Genomic DNA, 15,168 nt, shown 5'->3' on the forward strand with positions numbered 1-15,168 from the left:
TTGTTTACCTGGAGTTAATTGTGAACCCGGTGTCTGAGCTTGCTTTCTTTAGTCAGCTGATCGGGGCCGGCAGTCTGGCGGCCACCGCTCGCGAGCTGAACCTCACTCCACCTGCAGTGACGAAGCGTCTTGCGCAATTGGAAAAGCGCCTTGGGGTGCGCTTGCTTAATCGGACGACACGCAGCATCAGCCTTACGGCGGAAGGTGAGACCTATCTGGTTAATGCCAAACGGATCCTTGGGGAGATTGAAGAGATGGAGAGGCAGGTCTCAAGCAGCCGCGCCGAACCGAAGGGTTTGCTGCGGGTGAATGCGCCTCTTGGCTTTGGGCGTACACATGTAGGGCCGGCAATTTCATCCTTTGCCAAGCGTTACCCTGAGGTGGAGGTCCAGCTGCACCTAAGCGACCGTCCTATCCATCTTCCTGATGACGCGATCGATGTAGCCATTCGTTTCGGTGAGCTACCGGACTCCAGACTGATTGCTCGAAAGATTGCCACCAACCGCCGACGGCTCTGTGCCACACCGGGTTATCTCGACACCTTCGGCAGACCGGAGTCTCCACGTGATCTCATGAAGCATAACTGCATAGTGTTGCGGCAAAACGATGTGGCATTTGGCACTTGGCGATTGAGTCGAGGTAAGCAAATCGAGTCCATAAAGGTTCATGGTGGCTTGAGTACCAATGACGGTGAGGTCGCTTTGAACTGGGCCTTGGAGGGGCATGGGATACTCATGCGAGCGGAGTGGAACCTAGCTGATCATTTACGATCCGGAAGGCTTGAGGAGGTGCTAGGGGACTATGAAACGCCTCCGGCAGACATCTATGCCGTTTACTTGGAGCGCCTGAATTTATCTGCCAAAGTGTCCTTCTTCATTGAACACCTCAGGGATTTTTTCAAGAGCAAGGCAGATCAGCAGGCAAATAGTCTTGCTGCCTGGGCGCGTTAATACTGTATCGCACCTGTTGTTGTAGAGCATCGACTGCTTCTGGCCAGAAGCCGCCCTTGGCGAACGTCTGCTTAGGGTCGATAGCGGTCATTCTCGACCGGTAGCTATCGCCCCATAGCCGAAGTGCGCTCTGTTTGTTAGGCTGCCGTACATTAAAGGCCAAGGAATGCTAAGGATCTACAATGGCGGCGATTTTTGCCTATCGGTGCGAGTGTTGTGATGAGGTCCATGAAGGGTCTCCGTCATTTGGTTTCGCTGCACCGGCGTATTATCAGTGGTTGACGGATGAGCAAAAGGCGTCGTGTGGCTGGATCAATGATGATCTATGCACAGTTACGCTCGAGGGACGCACGGATTTCTTCATCCGTTCGGTATTGGAAATCCCGATTCACGGTGTCAGCGAACCCTTTATTTGGGGTGTTTGGGTGTCGGTTTCGGAAAAAAGCTATAGCCGTTATTTAGAGACTCGCAGTGATCCGGCAGATGGCGACGGTTTTTTCGGGTGGTTGGCCAACGACATTCCGAGCTACCCCCCGGGCGGTCCCTTTGCGGTGAACGTGTATTTGCAGCCCGAAGGGCTTCGTCCGACTCTTAAGTTGCAGCAGGGAAGAGGTGAAGATCACCCTTTGTTGACCGATCAGGTTCAAGGAATCACCAGGGCGAAGGCCCAGAAAATCGCTGAATCACTTCTCCACCCGGCGTGAAAGGTATGCCGTTGACTAAGTTCGCACGGATCGCCTGTGGCCGAAAATCGTGGGAAACAAGGTAGTGAGCTACCCACCCCAAAGGGCTGCTTTGGGTCGAATGCAGCCGGTCGTGGGTGACCGCTTTCGACCCAAAGCAGACCTCCGACATGGACCGCTTTCGTCCAAAAGCTGTAGTTCATGACCTATCGAATACGCAGTGTTAGATAATTCCCATTTCTTCAGGCCAAGCTTCCACTTCAAGCTTTTTCGCCGTCTCAATCAAGCAATTTATTTCCGCTTTGGATGCGTCGTTCAGTTCAGCAGCAATTGCCTCAAGCACCGCTACGTCATCATCGTTTTCGACCTTATGCCGGTCGTCAATATGTTTGCAGGCAAGGATCAATGCCCGTGCGATGGTTTCCATGTAGATCTCCAACAAACACGCAACGGTTGTAGAAGTAGTAAAGGGTCATTCGGATACCGCAGAGCGTAGCATTCGAAGAGCGGATGGGCAGCTTCTGGCCGATTTCTGCCGGTGCTGACCGGCAGCTGTGGGTCGGAAGCGGTCGCTCACGACTGACTGCTTTCGACCCATAGCGGTCCTTCAGGAAATTGTCTTGGAGAACCGTAGTACCTTAGTACCACATCTATGCCGGAAAGGAGAGCTAGCAAGCGAAATCTACGAAGGCAGTATACGCCGAATTTAGCGGCACACAGTTCCGGCTAAGCCACCTGTTGCTGCCATGCCTGAGGCGTTAGGCCTTCGGATTTCATAAACGCTCGGCAGAAATGTGGCTGATCGTAGAAGCCGCACTCTAGGGCGATCTCGGCGAGCATCATCGTCGATGTCTCTAGCAGTTCTTTACTCTTCCTCAGCCGCTGCTCACGCAACCACTGCTGAGGAGAGACCTGTCTGGATTCCTTGAACCTGCGCGAGAAATAGCTGCGCGACAGTCCGCATGCTTCCGCAAGTGCGGTGACCGAAATGCCGATATCCAGATGATCCAACATCAGCTGCTTGGCCGTTTTGACTTGCCATGGTTTAAGCCGCCCCCTTTGACTTAATCGCGACGGAGGCTATAACGATGCCTTTAGCACTGTTCATGGAGATCAATTCGTCCTGAAAAAATCTGAAGATGAATTGATCCGGGCGGCACTATTCGGTGAAGCATCTTCTGAAGCTTCAAACACTCCGTCATGACTGATCGTCCGGATCGGTTCGTTCCGGCCCCGCTTGTTGAGCATAAAATCAACTTTGGGGCTGATCAGGTCTCAGATCGATGCGGCCTCGGGCGCCAAGGTAGGACCGTGCTGAACACGCTCTGGCGCTTTGTGCACCATGGTGTAGGCGTAGTCGACGCCCATGCCGTAGGCACCCGAATGCTCTTTGACCAGTTCCATGACCGCATCGTAGGTGTCGCGGTTTTTCCAGTCGCGCTGCCACTCCAGCAGCACCTGTTGCCAGGTTACTGGCACTACGCCCGCCTGGATCATGCGCTGCATGGCGTAGTCGTGTGCTTCCTTGGTCGTGCCGCCGGAAGCGTCGGCAACCATGTAGATCTCGTAGCCCGCATCGTGCATGGCGGACAGTGCGAAGGTGGTGTTGCAGACCTCAGTCCACAGGCCCGAAACAATGATCTTGTTCCGACCGTTCTTTTTCAGCGCGTCGCGAACCTTCTGGTCGTCCCAGGAGTTCATGGAGGTGCGCTCCAGCAACGGCGCATCAGGGAATACCGCGAGCAGTTCGGGGTAGGTATGGCCGGAGAAACTCTCGGTTTCGACCGTGGTGAAGATGGTGGGGACATTGAAGATCTTGGCTGCTTTGGCCAGGCCCACGGTGTTGTTCTTCAACGTCTGCCGGTCAATGCTTTGTACGCCAAAAGCCATCTGCGGTTGCTGATCGATGAAGATCAGTTGGCTGTTGAGCGGGGTCAGGACTTCAGTGTGTGGATTGCTCATTGTTCTTCCCTTTTGTTGAACGGTGGCGAGAGTTTCCCCGGCGGGTTGTCGCCGAGTGCCAGCACAAGATAGCGAAACACTCAGTGAAACGGCGGCGCATTGTTGCGCTCTTGAGGGAGCAAAACTGCACCACAGGTAGCGTCCAATCCGGTGCTAGGATCTCGGCCAGTCGGATCACGTCGATCCATTTTTCGCCAAGGAGAATCCAATGGCCGCTTCACGACCTTTCAACGACGACACCGCCTACTGGGGCGTTCCATGGGAAGAGGGCTACGGCTATCCGCAGGCGCGGCGAGTCGGGAACGAGATTTTCATCTCGGGGCAGTTCAACCATGACGAAGAAGGCAACCTGGTAGCGCCGGCGCCACTAGATGCTGACGGTCGTCCGAGCGATTTTTCGTCAATGGGCGAACAGATGCGGGTTTCCTACGACAACATTGCCAAGTTGCTCGCCCTGTATGGCGCCACGATGCAGGATGTCGTTGAGGAAACGCTATATGTGCTGGACATGGACGCTGCATTTGCGGTCGTCGGCAAGGTGCGTAAGGCAGCTTACGGCACAGAACGCCCGCAGGCGGCCAGCAATATCATCGGTGTATCGCGGCTCGCCCAGCGTCCCCAGCTGATTGAGATCGTGTGTCGAGCTGTCATCGGCGCCCACGCCAAATGAACGGTGCTCCCGGTTTCCGCTATGAAACCGGGATGGCCTGCTGACCTTCGACCAGCGGTTTGAGGTCGGCCACGGCAGCGGCGCAGAACGTCATGAATGCTTTCACCCGCCAGGATTTCCTGATGTCCTGGTGGGTAAGCAACCATAGCTCATCCTGAAGCTGCCCGAACCAATCCTGGGGTAATGTCGCCCAGCATGCAGGGGAGGAAGCCAAAACCGAGACCTGCTGCAATAGCCGCGCTCGCAGCCGCCACGGAATCGGTGCGGTAGGAGATGAACTCAGAGGGCACCCGACATTCGACGTAGCTCGTTGCCTTCAATCCGCACAGGCCTCCCGAGTAGGATACCCACGACTGCCCCTCAGCGAAGGGGTCGGCAATCGCTGCCTGCTTGACGCTGCGATACGGCGCCCAGGCGATGTTGGCGAGCTTGCGACCCACTAGGGTATCTGCCGGTTTTTTGGTCGCACGTATCGCAATGTCCGACTCGTCCCTCGCCAAACTCAACGTCTGGTTGCCGACTAATACCTCAACGGTGATCCCCTCATTGAGGGCTTTGAAGTCCGCGATGATCGGCGTTAGAAAGTACAGCAGCAGCGAGTCGCTGGTGGTGATTCGCAGTTTCCCCAGCGGGCCTTGGCCGGCGCGGGAAACCCTGCGGGTGACACTGACGATGTCCAGTTCAACGCGCTCGGCCAGTGCACGCAGTTCGGTACCCTCGGCAGTCAGCAGATACCCGCCTTACGATGATCGAACAGCGCGACCCCAAGCGTCTTCTCAACCTGCGCGACCCGGCGCGAGACGGTGGACACATTGATGCCGAGCTTCTTGGCCGTGGCCGCGCGGTTGCTACAGTCACTCAGCGTTTTGATGATACGCAAGTCGTCCCAGGAAAGCTGGCTTACAGCTTCTCCGGCATCCCATTTCGGTCCATTAGAATTCGATTGGGTCGGCGAGACACTTCCAGGTGAAGGCTTCACGAAAATCATTCCAGATGAGGAGGAGCAATGATACGAGAAGGGGATTAGTCTGCCCACCATTCTGGGAGTAAGTCACACTCATTCAATCCGAGACATATGCCAGCTTATTTTGAACGCAGTCAATCGCGAGCGTCCGCCTTCGACCCATAGCTGCCCCTCACAGGGGGCAGCTACCGGCCAGAAGCGGACGCTCTGCTCTGCGCATCCGATGCTCGCTAGCGTTCCCCTAGGCGCAGTGGTCCAGACGATAGAGAAGAAACTCCTCCCGGTCTTCAAACCCCAGGCGGCGGTAGAGAGATAGGGCGGATTTGTTGTCGTCGAGGACATGCAAGAAAGGGATCTCCCCCCTCGATACAATATTCCTCCGCAGTGCGTTCATCAGGAGGCCCGCCAACCCCTGGCCGCGATGGGTGCCCTCCACACAAACCGCGCTAATTTCGACGAATCCTTCCAGGCGCATGCGCTCGCCCGCCATTGCTATTAAGCGGCCTTGGTCGCGAATGCCTAGGTAGTTGCCCATCTCAAGTGTGCGTTTGCCAAAGGGGCCCGGGCGCGTCGACTGAGCAAGGCGTAGCATGTCACCTACGTCACCCTTGCCTAGTCTAAGCAGGTTGTCTTCCTGCACTCCAGATGGCATTCCCAGTGCAATCATCTGCCGGACAACACCCAGCCTGGTCAGGTTCAAACCTTCGGTGGGGGGCAGAGTGGTGAGCGACTGCACGATAACTTGATCATCCTGGCCCATGAGCTCGCGAAGCTGCTGGAACGCTTCAGCAGTCAGCGTGGAAGTGGCCGCGAAAGGCGCGACTGCGGGCAAATAGCGACAGGCGAGGGAATTGGTCAGGCTGAGTTGGCGCTGCACCTTACTCACTGCATTCCAAACAGGGTTGTCGAGTGCACTGTAAGTAGCATTCATGGTGTCTTTTCCGGTAGCAGAATGGGAAATCAAGCCAGGTGACTGAGCAGCGTGAAAGCGAATATCAACATCGCTGCTACACCGGCGAAAAACGCCAACGTACGAACCACCGGGATGCCTGCTGAATACACGAGGTAGTGAGCAACGCGCGCGGCCATGTATAGCTTGGTGGCGAACACCGTCGCTGGGGTACTAATGCCCAAGAGCGCGGCCACTAGGACTAGGGGGGCAAACACTGCAAGGTTCTCGATCGCATTGGCGTGAGCTAGGCGAGCACGCCGCGACCACTCCGGTTCCGCCTCTGGAGCAACGCCCAAGACGGGGTTGCCCATGGTGACCAGTAACCCGCGCGTGCGAATTCTCGCGAGTATGTAGGGAGCCCACATTAAGCCTGTAAGTAATGCGGTTAGCGTAAGGAAGAAGAGTTCTGCGGTTGGTTTCATGGTGGAGCTCGATGGGGTGGCCTGGCCAAGGCCGGGAAGAAGCCGGAATGGAGAAAGTCTGTCCCCTCCGGGGTGGTTGGGCTATGTTCTTAAATGACATTTTTAGGATCGTTTACGACATGAAGATCGACATTCTTGCCCTCGACGGTGTATTCGATACCGGGCTCGCCGCTCTGATGGATACGCTTTCCACCGCTAATGAACTGGCCGCAGCGGGCAAACCAGGCGCGCAACCTTTCGATATCAGGCTCATAGGCGTGCGCAGGCGCATACGTACCGCCCTGGGACTGAAGGCAACAGTTGAAACCCCAGCCCGTCGCCCGGACTGGGTGGTGGTTCCAGCACTGAACACCAAGCAACCGGAACTGTTGATTCAAGCGCTGAGTCGCCGCGACGTCATGGAAGCCAAGGTTCAACTGTGCCGGTGGCATGAAGAAGGCATTGGCATCGCAGCAGCGTGCCTGGGTACCTTCATTCTCGCGGACGCCGGGTTACTGGACGCACGACCTGCGACGACAACCTGGTCGTTGGCCCCGTTGTTCCGGCAGCGCTACCCAAGCGTGCACCTCGATGATACGCGCATGGTGGTCGCATCCGCCGGCGTAGCTACCGCAGGGGCTGCCATGGGGCATCTCGACCTGGCGCTATGGCTGGTGCGCCAGGCTAGCCCAGAACTCGCATCGCAAGTGGCGCGCTTCCTGCTGATTGACTCGCGCTCATCGCAAGCGCAATACATCATTCCCGATTACCTGGCCCACGCCGATCCCCTGATCGAGCGCTTCGAACGCTGGGCGCGTACAAATCTCGCCAGTGGGTTTTCATTGCAACACGCAGCAGCAGCGCTGCACATACATCCACGTACATTGCAGCGCCGCTCTGAAGCGGTACTGGGAAAATCCCCGCTAGCATTTTTCCAAGACCTTCGCGTGGAGCGGGCTAAGCAGCTCGTGGCTGAAGGCCAAGAGCTGGAGGTAATCGCCGAACTTGTCGGCTACTCCGATGCGGCAACTTTGCGAAATCTGCTGCGTAGAAGGCTGGGACGTGGCGTGCGCGAGCTTCGCGCGGAGTAGCTTCAAAGTGAGCGAGTCCTCTTCGCTTGGCTCAGTTGAGAACGTTGTCGATACGGTGCTGCGGGCACACTCAAAAAATCCTCTTGGTGGAGATAAGGGGGGCGACGGTTGCCGCGTCTGGTGTGCAATCAATATCGTCCCCTGTTGGTTGATAGCTCCTCCGCGAATGGCTGCTACGGGTCGAGGGCAGCCGGTCACGACTGTCCGCTATCGACCCATTACAGCGGCCGATAAGGTACCGCAGCACATTCTGCTCGATATCCGTCATCAGGGTTGTTTTAGCCAAGCCTTCGGCAGCACCTTACCCGAGAGACCGAAGCTTCGCGATATCTCGGCTCGGGGGAGCCCCAAACATCCGGCTGTATTCACGGCTGAACTGTGACGGACTTTCATAGCCCACTTTGAATCCGGCTGTAGAAACATCCATACCCTCTGAGATCATCAACCTGCGTGCATGGTGCAGGCGAAGTTGTTTTTGATACTGCAAAGGACTCATTGCGGTGACAGCCTTGAATCGATGGTGAAGCGTCGAGTTACTCAGATTGACATAGCTCGCTAGCTCATCAATGTGCAAGGGCTGTGCATAATTGTTGTTCAGCCACTCAATGGCCCGAGTGACGCGGTGGGTCTGGCTATCCGTTATGGCTATCTCATGTAAACGCTGACCCTGCTGGCCTTTGAGCAGCCGGTAGAAAATTTCTCTGAGTGCTAGCGGTGCCAACGCTGGGATATCCGATGGCACATCCAACAGACGTACCAATCGCAGCATCGCATCGAGCAAGGAGCTATCGATCTTATCCAGATATAGCCCTCGGTGGGGCTGTTGGCTCGGCACGCCGATAGGACTGACGTCGGCGATCAGCTGAGCGATTTCTGCCGGATCGATATCCAGGCGGATGCAGAAATAGGGCTTTTCTGAGGATGCCTCTGTCACTTGACCCGCTAGAGGCAGGGTTACCGAGACGACCAGATAGTTCAAAGGGTCGTAGACATAGCTTTCTTCCCACAACTGCACCTCTTTACGGCCCTGCACAACGATGCATAGCCCCGGCTTATGTACAGTGTGGATCACATCGGTTGGAGTATCACTGCGTATGAAATGCAGCGGAGCAATTCCCGTCTGAAACACGCCGTAGGTGGGAGCATAACGATGCATGGTTGATGCTAGCTCGGCCCTCAGACGCGTCAGCTCTTCGTTCCTATCATCCACTGCCATTACCTCCCGTTAGGCTGGTTCTATTGCAGAGAATAAATTGGTCCGCAGTCTTTTGGGTAGATGCTAATAGACACCCTTCAAATGCAAGAGCCCGGCGGGCCGGGCTCTCGGTAGGATGGGCTATATACGTCAGGCATAGGTGGCACGATCCGTATCGACTTTAGCCACTCGACGGGCATTAATACGTTCCGCACCATCTTCAGCCACACGGCGATCATTCAGGCGATCAGCACCACCCTCAGCCACACGGCGGTCATTGAGACGATCCGCACCACCCTCGGCCACGCGACGGTCATCGAGACGATCCGCACCACCCTCGGCCACGCGGCGATCATTCAGGCGATCAGCACCACCCTCAGCCACACGGCGGTCATTGAGACGATCCGCACCACCCTCGGCCACGCGGCGGTCATCGAGACGATCTGCACCACCCTCGGCCACGCGGCGGTCATCGAGACGATCCGCACCACCCTCGGCCACGCGGCGGTCATCGAGACGATCCGCACCACCCTCGGCCACGCGGCGGTCATTGAGACGATCCGCACCACCCTCGGCCACGCGGCGGTCATCGAGACGATCCGCACCACCCTCCACCACAAGGGGGGCCATCACTTCTTTGCAGGTCTGATTGGTCCAACGGCCAATTTCTTTGGCCGGCAGTGCCATCGAACTTGCACTGACAGCAGATAAGGCAATTCCAATCATCATTGAATGTACAGTTTTCATGACAGCGACTCCGTAATTTGCGATGGATTCGTTGCCGGTTGTCAGTGCAAAGCGTGACGTGGATTCCTGTTTGTTGCAGGCTCGGTCGCTCTGATGGCCGGCGGCAGAAGCGGTCTCGCTTTCTGCTTGGGCTCAGATTACGGTGGCGATAAGCAGGCCGTTATTTGGTTCCTGCGAGGCTTTTGCATATTCCTGCGCAGGGCCGCCTTCTGGCAGATTCACTCGAGCGTAGGGCCTTCGAGGTTAATCACCGATTCACATCGAACACCAGTTTGCCGCGAGTATGTCCCCCCCGGCTTAGCATCAAAGCCTCAGCCGCGTTGGAAAGCGGAACGACCTCAACCTCGGCGTGTAGCTTCTTCTCAGCAAACAATTTCGCTATCTCCGCTAACTGGCGCCCGTCCGACCGGGTTGCGAAGTTTTTGCCGACTACGCCGTACTCAAGAGCTTTCTGCACGTTGGGTGTGCTGACAGGCGAGACTAACGCCCCACCGCGATTGATCACCGTCCAGGACCGATCCTGAGTTTCTCCGCCGATCAGATCAATGACGGTATCGACATTGCTGACGATGTTCTCGAACTGTTGTGCGGTGTAATCAATGAACTGATGGGCGCCGAGTGATTGGAGGTAGTCTCGGTTTCTGGCTGAGCCCGTTGCCACTACATGAGCGCCGGCCAGCCGTGCTAACTGGACCGCGAAACTACCCACCCCTCCTGCAGCTCCGTGAATCAAAACAGTCTGGCCTGGCTTGATTTCGGCGTGTTCGTGCAGCGCCTGCCAAGCAGTAAGCGCTGCGGCAGGAATTCCACCGGCGTGAAGAAGTGATAGCCCATCGGGTTTGTGCGCAAGCCTGTCGGGCGTTGCAAGAGCCTGAGTGGCGTAACCACCGACTATTCCAATGAATCCGAACACCTCATCACCCACAGCGTATTCATGAATATTCTTTCCAACTGCTGCAATGGTGCCAGCAACCTCGACACCCGGCGTATAGGGGAAGGACATTGGGATGAACTGCTTCATGGCCCCCGAGAGAATCTTCCAGTCGATCGGATTGATTCCGCTCCCGGCAACGTCAATCAGAACCTGGTCATCGTTGGGCACCAGCTCTTCACGCTCTATCAGCTCAAGCTGCTCAACCTGACCGTACTCTGCCACTTGTATAGCTTTCATGAACTTCCCCGTCTGTAGGTATGGTTTATCTAGTCGATGTTTGGCAGCGCGCGTCAGTTACTGGCGACGTGCGTCCACGCTGAAGCGGCCTGCGCCGTAGGCCACGATCTGCAGCAAACCGCCGGCCATCGCGATGTTCTTGAAGAAGTGAATGAATTGATTTTGATCGGCCAGAGCACTGTGGAAGATCACCGCAGTGAGGACACTGAAAAGCGCCAACCCTGCTGCGACAACACGGGTTTTATAGCCGGCGATCAGAGCTACACCGCCGGCTATTTCTACAAGAATGGCAAGCGCCAGCGCTAAGGAAGGAAACGGCAGACCAACTGAACTGATGTAGCCGATCATCATGGCCGGCGCGCTTACCTTGGATACGCCTGAGAGGATGAAGATCGCGCTCAGAAAAATGCGACCCAATAGTGCAACGGCACCAGTTGTTGCAGCCGAAGGATGAGAGGCTGAGCTTGAAATGGTGGTGGCGTGAGGCATGGCATACGTTCCTTGATGTAAGCATTCCGGAATGGAGCGCTGGTAGGAGTAAGTTTGGAACAGCCGCACATAGCTGAATAGCCGCTTAATTTCGTTGTTTACGTTCGATGAAATAGACAAGCGTGTTTGCTTTTCGCCCGCTGGCATTGCATGACGTCAAACGCCAACCGCTTACGCAGGATCGTGCATGTTGACCGCAGGAATCGGATAACCCAGCCCAGCCAAGTCTTCTTACTCTTGCTTCACCACCTGCTTGCCGGCGGTGGCCTCTTAAGCCAGAAACAGGAGTACGAAAATGCACGGCATCGAACAAAAAGTCATCGTGATCACCGGCGCCAGCAGTGGTATCGGCGAAGCGACAGCCCGCCTGCTTGCCAGCAAAGGCGCTCGCGTGGTCCTGGGCGCCCGCCGCACCGATCGCCTGGAAACTCTGGCCAGGGAGATTCGTTCAGCAGGCGGTGTCGCTGATGTCCTGGCGCTGGATGTCACCAACCTGGATGACATGCAGTCCTTTATCGACTTCGCTGTCGAACTGCACGGACGCGTCGACGTGCTGATCAACAATGCCGGCGTCATGCCGCTTTCGAAACTCGAAGCGCTCAAGGTAGATGAGTGGAATCGGATGATCGATGTGAACATTCGCGGCGTCCTGCATGGCATTGCCGCAACGCTGCCGCTCATGCAAGAACAGCGCGCCGGTCAGATCATCAATATTGCCTCGATTGGAGCCTACGCGGTGAGCCCGACCGCTGCGGTGTACTGCGCTACCAAATATGCCGTACGAGCCATTTCCGAAGGTTTGCGCCAGGAGGTGGGAGGTGACATCCGGGTCACCGTCATTGCCCCAGGGGTCACCGAGTCCGAACTGGCCGACAGCATTTCCGATGAGGGTGGGCGTGCCGAGATGCGCGAGTTCCGCAAGATCGCGATTCCAGCCTCGGCGATTGCCCGGGCGATCGCCTACGCCGTAGAACAGCCCGCGGATGTCGATGTCAGCGAACTGATCGTGCGTCCAACCGCAAGTCCATTCTGAATGTCCGGTCGACAGCGAGGAAATGCCATGGGTGAACCACTTGGAGATCAGGACAAATACGTTGGCATGTGGGTGACGGCTGACGGTCACATTCGCCATGAGCTCCTGCCTGGCGGTCGCTATGACGAGGCCCGCGGAGGGCAACAAAGCGCGTACCAAGGTCGATACTGGCTAGAGGGTGATCACATCGAGTATGTGGATGACACCGGATTTACTGCCGACGGGGAGTTTCGCAGCAACGTGCTGTATCACGCAGGGATGATTCTCTATCCCGAGCGTTGAAGGGCTGGCCGGAATGGAGACATTCCGGCTTTTTTTTGATTTTTTCCTTTAAGAACACGCATCCAGAGCGGGTTCTTTGCGTCCCCTATAGTTCCGCGAACAGCCTTCACTGTTGAAAGCCTAGGCTTGAACTTCACGTACACCCTGTGAGACCAATGCCTAAGATGGCTCGTTTGAGCCCGCGTACTGACTGAGGTGACGATTTCCATGGATGTCATAGACCGGACTTCAGCCCATGGTTTGGAGGCTTACATTCGGGGTGAGCGGCTTGCCGCCTCGGACGTTCTGGCCGATCGGGATATGTTGGTGCAGATCTTTAACCGGGAGCGTAAGGAAGAGAGCTTTATCGTGCCCGCCGTAGCTGAGCCCTTGCTCGTGTGGATCATCTCTGGGAATGCTGCCGTTCAGGAACGTGAGCTTGATGGCGACTGGCAATGTAGCCAGGTAACCAAAGGTGATTTCTTCTTGACTACCTCGACACAGCCTTACGAGATGCGCTGGAACGTAGTCGGTGCAGAACCATTTGAAGTCATGCATATCTACCTCGGCATCCCGCTTCTGGAAAAAGCCATCCATGAGGTCTTGGGTGGGTCTGTGAAAGCGGTTCGACTACGTGAAGTCTCGGGCGGGCGTGACGATGGGTTGTCCGTTCTACTGGAGCAAGTTCGCCTGGAGCTGACGGGGCACAGGACTAGTCCTCTTTATCTTCAGGGGCTGGCCCAGTGCATCGCCATTCACCTTGCCCGCAGCTACCTGGACAGCTCAGCGGACGATATCTTGCGCCGCAATGCATTGCCCGCTTACAAGCTGCGCCGTGTGCTGTCGGCGATGGAGGCGAATCTGGCTGAGGAATTCTATCTCGGGCACTTGGCCGAAATAGCTGGGATGAGCGAGTACCACTTCAGCCGGCTGTTCAAAAAAGCCGCTGGTTATTCCCCGTCGCAGTTCTTTATCAGACTGCGGATGGCAAGAGCCCGGCAGCTCCTGGTCGAAACGGATCGGAGCGTGATCGATATAGGCTTGGAGATCGGATACAGCAGCCCAAGCCATTTTTCGCAGGTGTTCAAACGTGAGGTTGGCGTCACGCCCACTCAATACCGTAAATAGTGAGTGGGCTACGCCAGTCAGAGGTTCTGGGAACGGAATTGCTGGCGAAAGTCCAAGATTTCCCCCGCCACCATGAATTGACCGCCTCCCCTGTAGTGCAGCGTTCTAGGCTGTTCCACCGAGCGATCTACATGCGCTTTGACCACGTGCCAGATGAACAGACCGTACTCGTCGATCAGCGTCGAGTCATACAGCTGGCATTCGAAGCTGGCATAACACTCGGCTATCAGCGGCGCTTCAACCCGCGTCGCAGCTGTCGGGGTAAGACCGAATTGGCCAAACTTGTCCACAGCACTGCCCGTATTGTTGCCCACCGCGACTACTTGGTCCGCCAGCTCTAGGGTGGGTACGTTGATCACGCATTGCTGGCTGTTGCGGATGAGTTCGTAGCTATGGTTCCCCGACCAGATGTAGCAGCCAACAAGGGCTGGATCGAATTGCATCATCATGTGCCAGCCCATGGTCATGATGTTTCTTTCGCCGTTCCAGGCTGAGGTCACGAGCACTATGGGCCCGGTTTCCAGATGCTGGCGAACGTTGATGAGAGGGAAGTCGGATTTTCGAAGTGCGGTCATGACGGCTCCGTTGAATAGGTCTGGTAGCAAGAAAACGCGTTGTGCTGCCAATGCAGCACAACGCGGACAAGGCGAAGGATTAACCTACCGGGACGCTCATGCCGCCATCGGCCATGACCACCGAACCGACAATGAAACTGGCGCGCTCGGAAGCCAGGAAAGAGACAATCTCGGCGATCTCTTCCGGTGCTGCAGCTCGACCGATCGGCGCGGACTTGCCATGCTCTTGCAGGAACCCACGACCGTCTTCCATAAAGTGGTTCAACAGGTTGGTAACCACATCTCCCACGCCAATGGCATTGACCCGAATGCCATGCTCAATCGCTTCCAGCGCCTGGGTACGAGTCAACTGTGCTAAGGCGCCTTTGGACGCGGTGTAGGCCGCGATACCTGGAAATGCGAAGTAGGACGCGTACGAGGCGATGTTCACGATCGCGCCGCTCTTGTTCTTCATCATCTCCTTCATCGCCTCTCGGGAATGAAGAAACGCCCCCGTCACGTTGGTTTGCATCTGCCATTCCCAATCTTCACGGGTCATTTCGACGAGGGGCTTGTATAGGATGCGACCGGCGTTATTGACCAGGACGTCCAGCTTGCCAAACTTCTCTACCGCCAACGCCACCGCTTGCTCGGCAGAACCGTCAACGGTGATATCGGCGACGAAAGGAACCAGGCCGGGACGTTCAAGTGCGTTGACTTTCGGGTCGATATCCTCGGCAATGACTTTCGCTCCACGGCTGTGAAGGAGCTCGGCGATGGCCTTCCCGATGCCGCTAGCCGCGCCGGTTACCAGCACCACTTTGCCTGCCACTTCGTTTGGGGTTGGGATGAAGTCAGTCATTTTGATGTCTCCAAGTCAGGAATTGGTTGTCGCTTTCGACGGTGCCAATTTCTCT

Annotated in this window: 17 protein-coding genes and 2 pseudogenes; 7 read left to right on the top strand and 12 right to left on the bottom strand. The window is 56.4% G+C overall.

From position 1 onward, the window contains the following. Positions 1–20: 20 nt before the first annotated feature. Together IF103_RS09075 and IF103_RS09080 are read left to right on the top strand one after the other, a co-directional pair. Positions 21–950, top strand: coding sequence for a LysR family transcriptional regulator (locus IF103_RS09075; protein ID WP_104882601.1), 930 nt, complete (start codon positions 21–23; stop codon positions 948–950). A gap of 182 nt (positions 951–1,132) precedes the next feature. Next, positions 1,133–1,654, top strand: coding sequence for a DUF2199 domain-containing protein (locus IF103_RS09080; RefSeq protein WP_104882599.1), 522 nt, complete (start codon positions 1,133–1,135; stop codon positions 1,652–1,654). A 202-nt stretch (positions 1,655–1,856) separates the two neighbouring features. On the opposite strand, the gene IF103_RS09085 is transcribed toward IF103_RS09080, so the two are convergent. From IF103_RS09085 to IF103_RS09095, 3 genes and pseudogenes are all read right to left on the bottom strand, one after another. Beyond that, the gene (locus IF103_RS09085) at positions 1,857–2,060 is read right to left on the bottom strand and encodes a hypothetical protein (protein ID WP_104882600.1); all 204 of its coding nucleotides are present in this window, start codon (positions 2,058–2,060) and stop codon (positions 1,857–1,859) included. A 299-nt stretch (positions 2,061–2,359) separates the two neighbouring features. Next, positions 2,360–2,741: pseudogene (locus IF103_RS09090) on the bottom strand (helix-turn-helix domain-containing protein). A gap of 167 nt (positions 2,742–2,908) precedes the next feature. Then, positions 2,909–3,595, bottom strand: coding sequence for a hydrolase (locus IF103_RS09095; RefSeq protein ID WP_084296595.1), 687 nt, complete (start codon positions 3,593–3,595; stop codon positions 2,909–2,911). A gap of 208 nt (positions 3,596–3,803) precedes the next feature. Here IF103_RS09095 and IF103_RS09100 point away from each other — a divergent pair, with 208 nt between their 5' ends. Further along, positions 3,804–4,265, top strand: coding sequence for a RidA family protein (locus tag IF103_RS09100; RefSeq protein ID WP_058133611.1), 462 nt, complete (start codon positions 3,804–3,806; stop codon positions 4,263–4,265). 19 nt (positions 4,266–4,284) lie between these two features. Here the strand turns inward: IF103_RS09100 and IF103_RS09105 are convergent. From IF103_RS09105 to IF103_RS09115, 3 genes and pseudogenes are all read right to left on the bottom strand, one after another. After that, positions 4,285–5,253 (bottom strand): annotated as a pseudogene (locus IF103_RS09105) (LysR family transcriptional regulator). Between the two features lie 217 nt (positions 5,254–5,470). Beyond that, positions 5,471–6,160: a GNAT family N-acetyltransferase gene (locus IF103_RS09110; protein ID WP_104881947.1), complete on the bottom strand. Its 690-nt coding sequence runs from the start codon at positions 6,158–6,160 to the stop codon at positions 5,471–5,473. Between the two features lie 29 nt (positions 6,161–6,189). Then, the gene (locus IF103_RS09115) at positions 6,190–6,603 is read right to left on the bottom strand and encodes an MAPEG family protein (RefSeq protein ID WP_046613773.1); all 414 of its coding nucleotides are present in this window, start codon (positions 6,601–6,603) and stop codon (positions 6,190–6,192) included. A 119-nt stretch (positions 6,604–6,722) separates the two neighbouring features. On the opposite strand from IF103_RS09115, the gene IF103_RS09120 reads away from it, so the two are divergent. After that, positions 6,723–7,673 (top strand): GlxA family transcriptional regulator, encoded by a 951-nt coding sequence (locus IF103_RS09120; protein ID WP_104882374.1) that lies wholly within the window; start codon positions 6,723–6,725, stop codon positions 7,671–7,673. 301 nt (positions 7,674–7,974) lie between these two features. Here IF103_RS09120 and IF103_RS09125 read toward each other — a convergent pair whose 3' ends face one another. The 4 genes from IF103_RS09125 to IF103_RS09140 form a co-directional block, all read right to left on the bottom strand. After that, on the bottom strand, positions 7,975–8,889 hold the full coding sequence (locus tag IF103_RS09125) for an AraC family transcriptional regulator (protein ID WP_104881946.1): 915 nt from the start codon (positions 8,887–8,889) through the stop codon (positions 7,975–7,977). 129 nt (positions 8,890–9,018) lie between these two features. Next, complete coding sequence (locus tag IF103_RS09130) at positions 9,019–9,615, bottom strand: phage infection protein (RefSeq protein ID WP_202676038.1); 597 nt, start codon at positions 9,613–9,615, stop codon at positions 9,019–9,021. 247 nt (positions 9,616–9,862) lie between these two features. Further along, on the bottom strand, positions 9,863–10,786 hold the full coding sequence (locus IF103_RS09135; protein WP_104881944.1) for an NADP-dependent oxidoreductase: 924 nt from the start codon (positions 10,784–10,786) through the stop codon (positions 9,863–9,865). 57 nt (positions 10,787–10,843) lie between these two features. Beyond that, complete coding sequence (locus tag IF103_RS09140) at positions 10,844–11,275, bottom strand: DoxX family protein (protein WP_104882597.1); 432 nt, start codon at positions 11,273–11,275, stop codon at positions 10,844–10,846. A 295-nt stretch (positions 11,276–11,570) separates the two neighbouring features. Here IF103_RS09140 and IF103_RS09145 point away from each other — a divergent pair, with 295 nt between their 5' ends. The 3 genes from IF103_RS09145 to IF103_RS09155 all read left to right on the top strand — a co-directional run bounded on the left by IF103_RS09145 (position 11,571) and on the right by IF103_RS09155 (position 13,697). Continuing rightward, positions 11,571–12,308, top strand: coding sequence for an SDR family oxidoreductase (locus tag IF103_RS09145; protein WP_019099091.1), 738 nt, complete (start codon positions 11,571–11,573; stop codon positions 12,306–12,308). 27 nt (positions 12,309–12,335) lie between these two features. Continuing rightward, positions 12,336–12,590 (top strand): Atu4866 domain-containing protein, encoded by a 255-nt coding sequence (locus IF103_RS09150; protein WP_104881942.1) that lies wholly within the window; start codon positions 12,336–12,338, stop codon positions 12,588–12,590. A gap of 207 nt (positions 12,591–12,797) precedes the next feature. Beyond that, on the top strand, positions 12,798–13,697 hold the full coding sequence (locus IF103_RS09155) for a helix-turn-helix domain-containing protein (protein WP_104881941.1): 900 nt from the start codon (positions 12,798–12,800) through the stop codon (positions 13,695–13,697). Between the two features lie 17 nt (positions 13,698–13,714). Here IF103_RS09155 and IF103_RS09160 read toward each other — a convergent pair whose 3' ends face one another. Together IF103_RS09160 and IF103_RS09165 are read right to left on the bottom strand one after the other, a co-directional pair. Further along, complete coding sequence (locus IF103_RS09160; protein WP_104881940.1) at positions 13,715–14,272, bottom strand: flavin reductase family protein; 558 nt, start codon at positions 14,270–14,272, stop codon at positions 13,715–13,717. A 79-nt stretch (positions 14,273–14,351) separates the two neighbouring features. Beyond that, entirely contained in the window at positions 14,352–15,113 is a 762-nt protein-coding gene (locus tag IF103_RS09165; protein WP_027609281.1) for an SDR family NAD(P)-dependent oxidoreductase, read from the bottom strand. Between the last annotated feature and the right edge of the window lie 55 nt (positions 15,114–15,168).

The organism is Pseudomonas sp. SK2, assembly GCF_016772395.1.
Classification (GTDB): Bacteria; Pseudomonadota; Gammaproteobacteria; order Pseudomonadales; family Pseudomonadaceae; genus Aquipseudomonas; species Aquipseudomonas taiwanensis.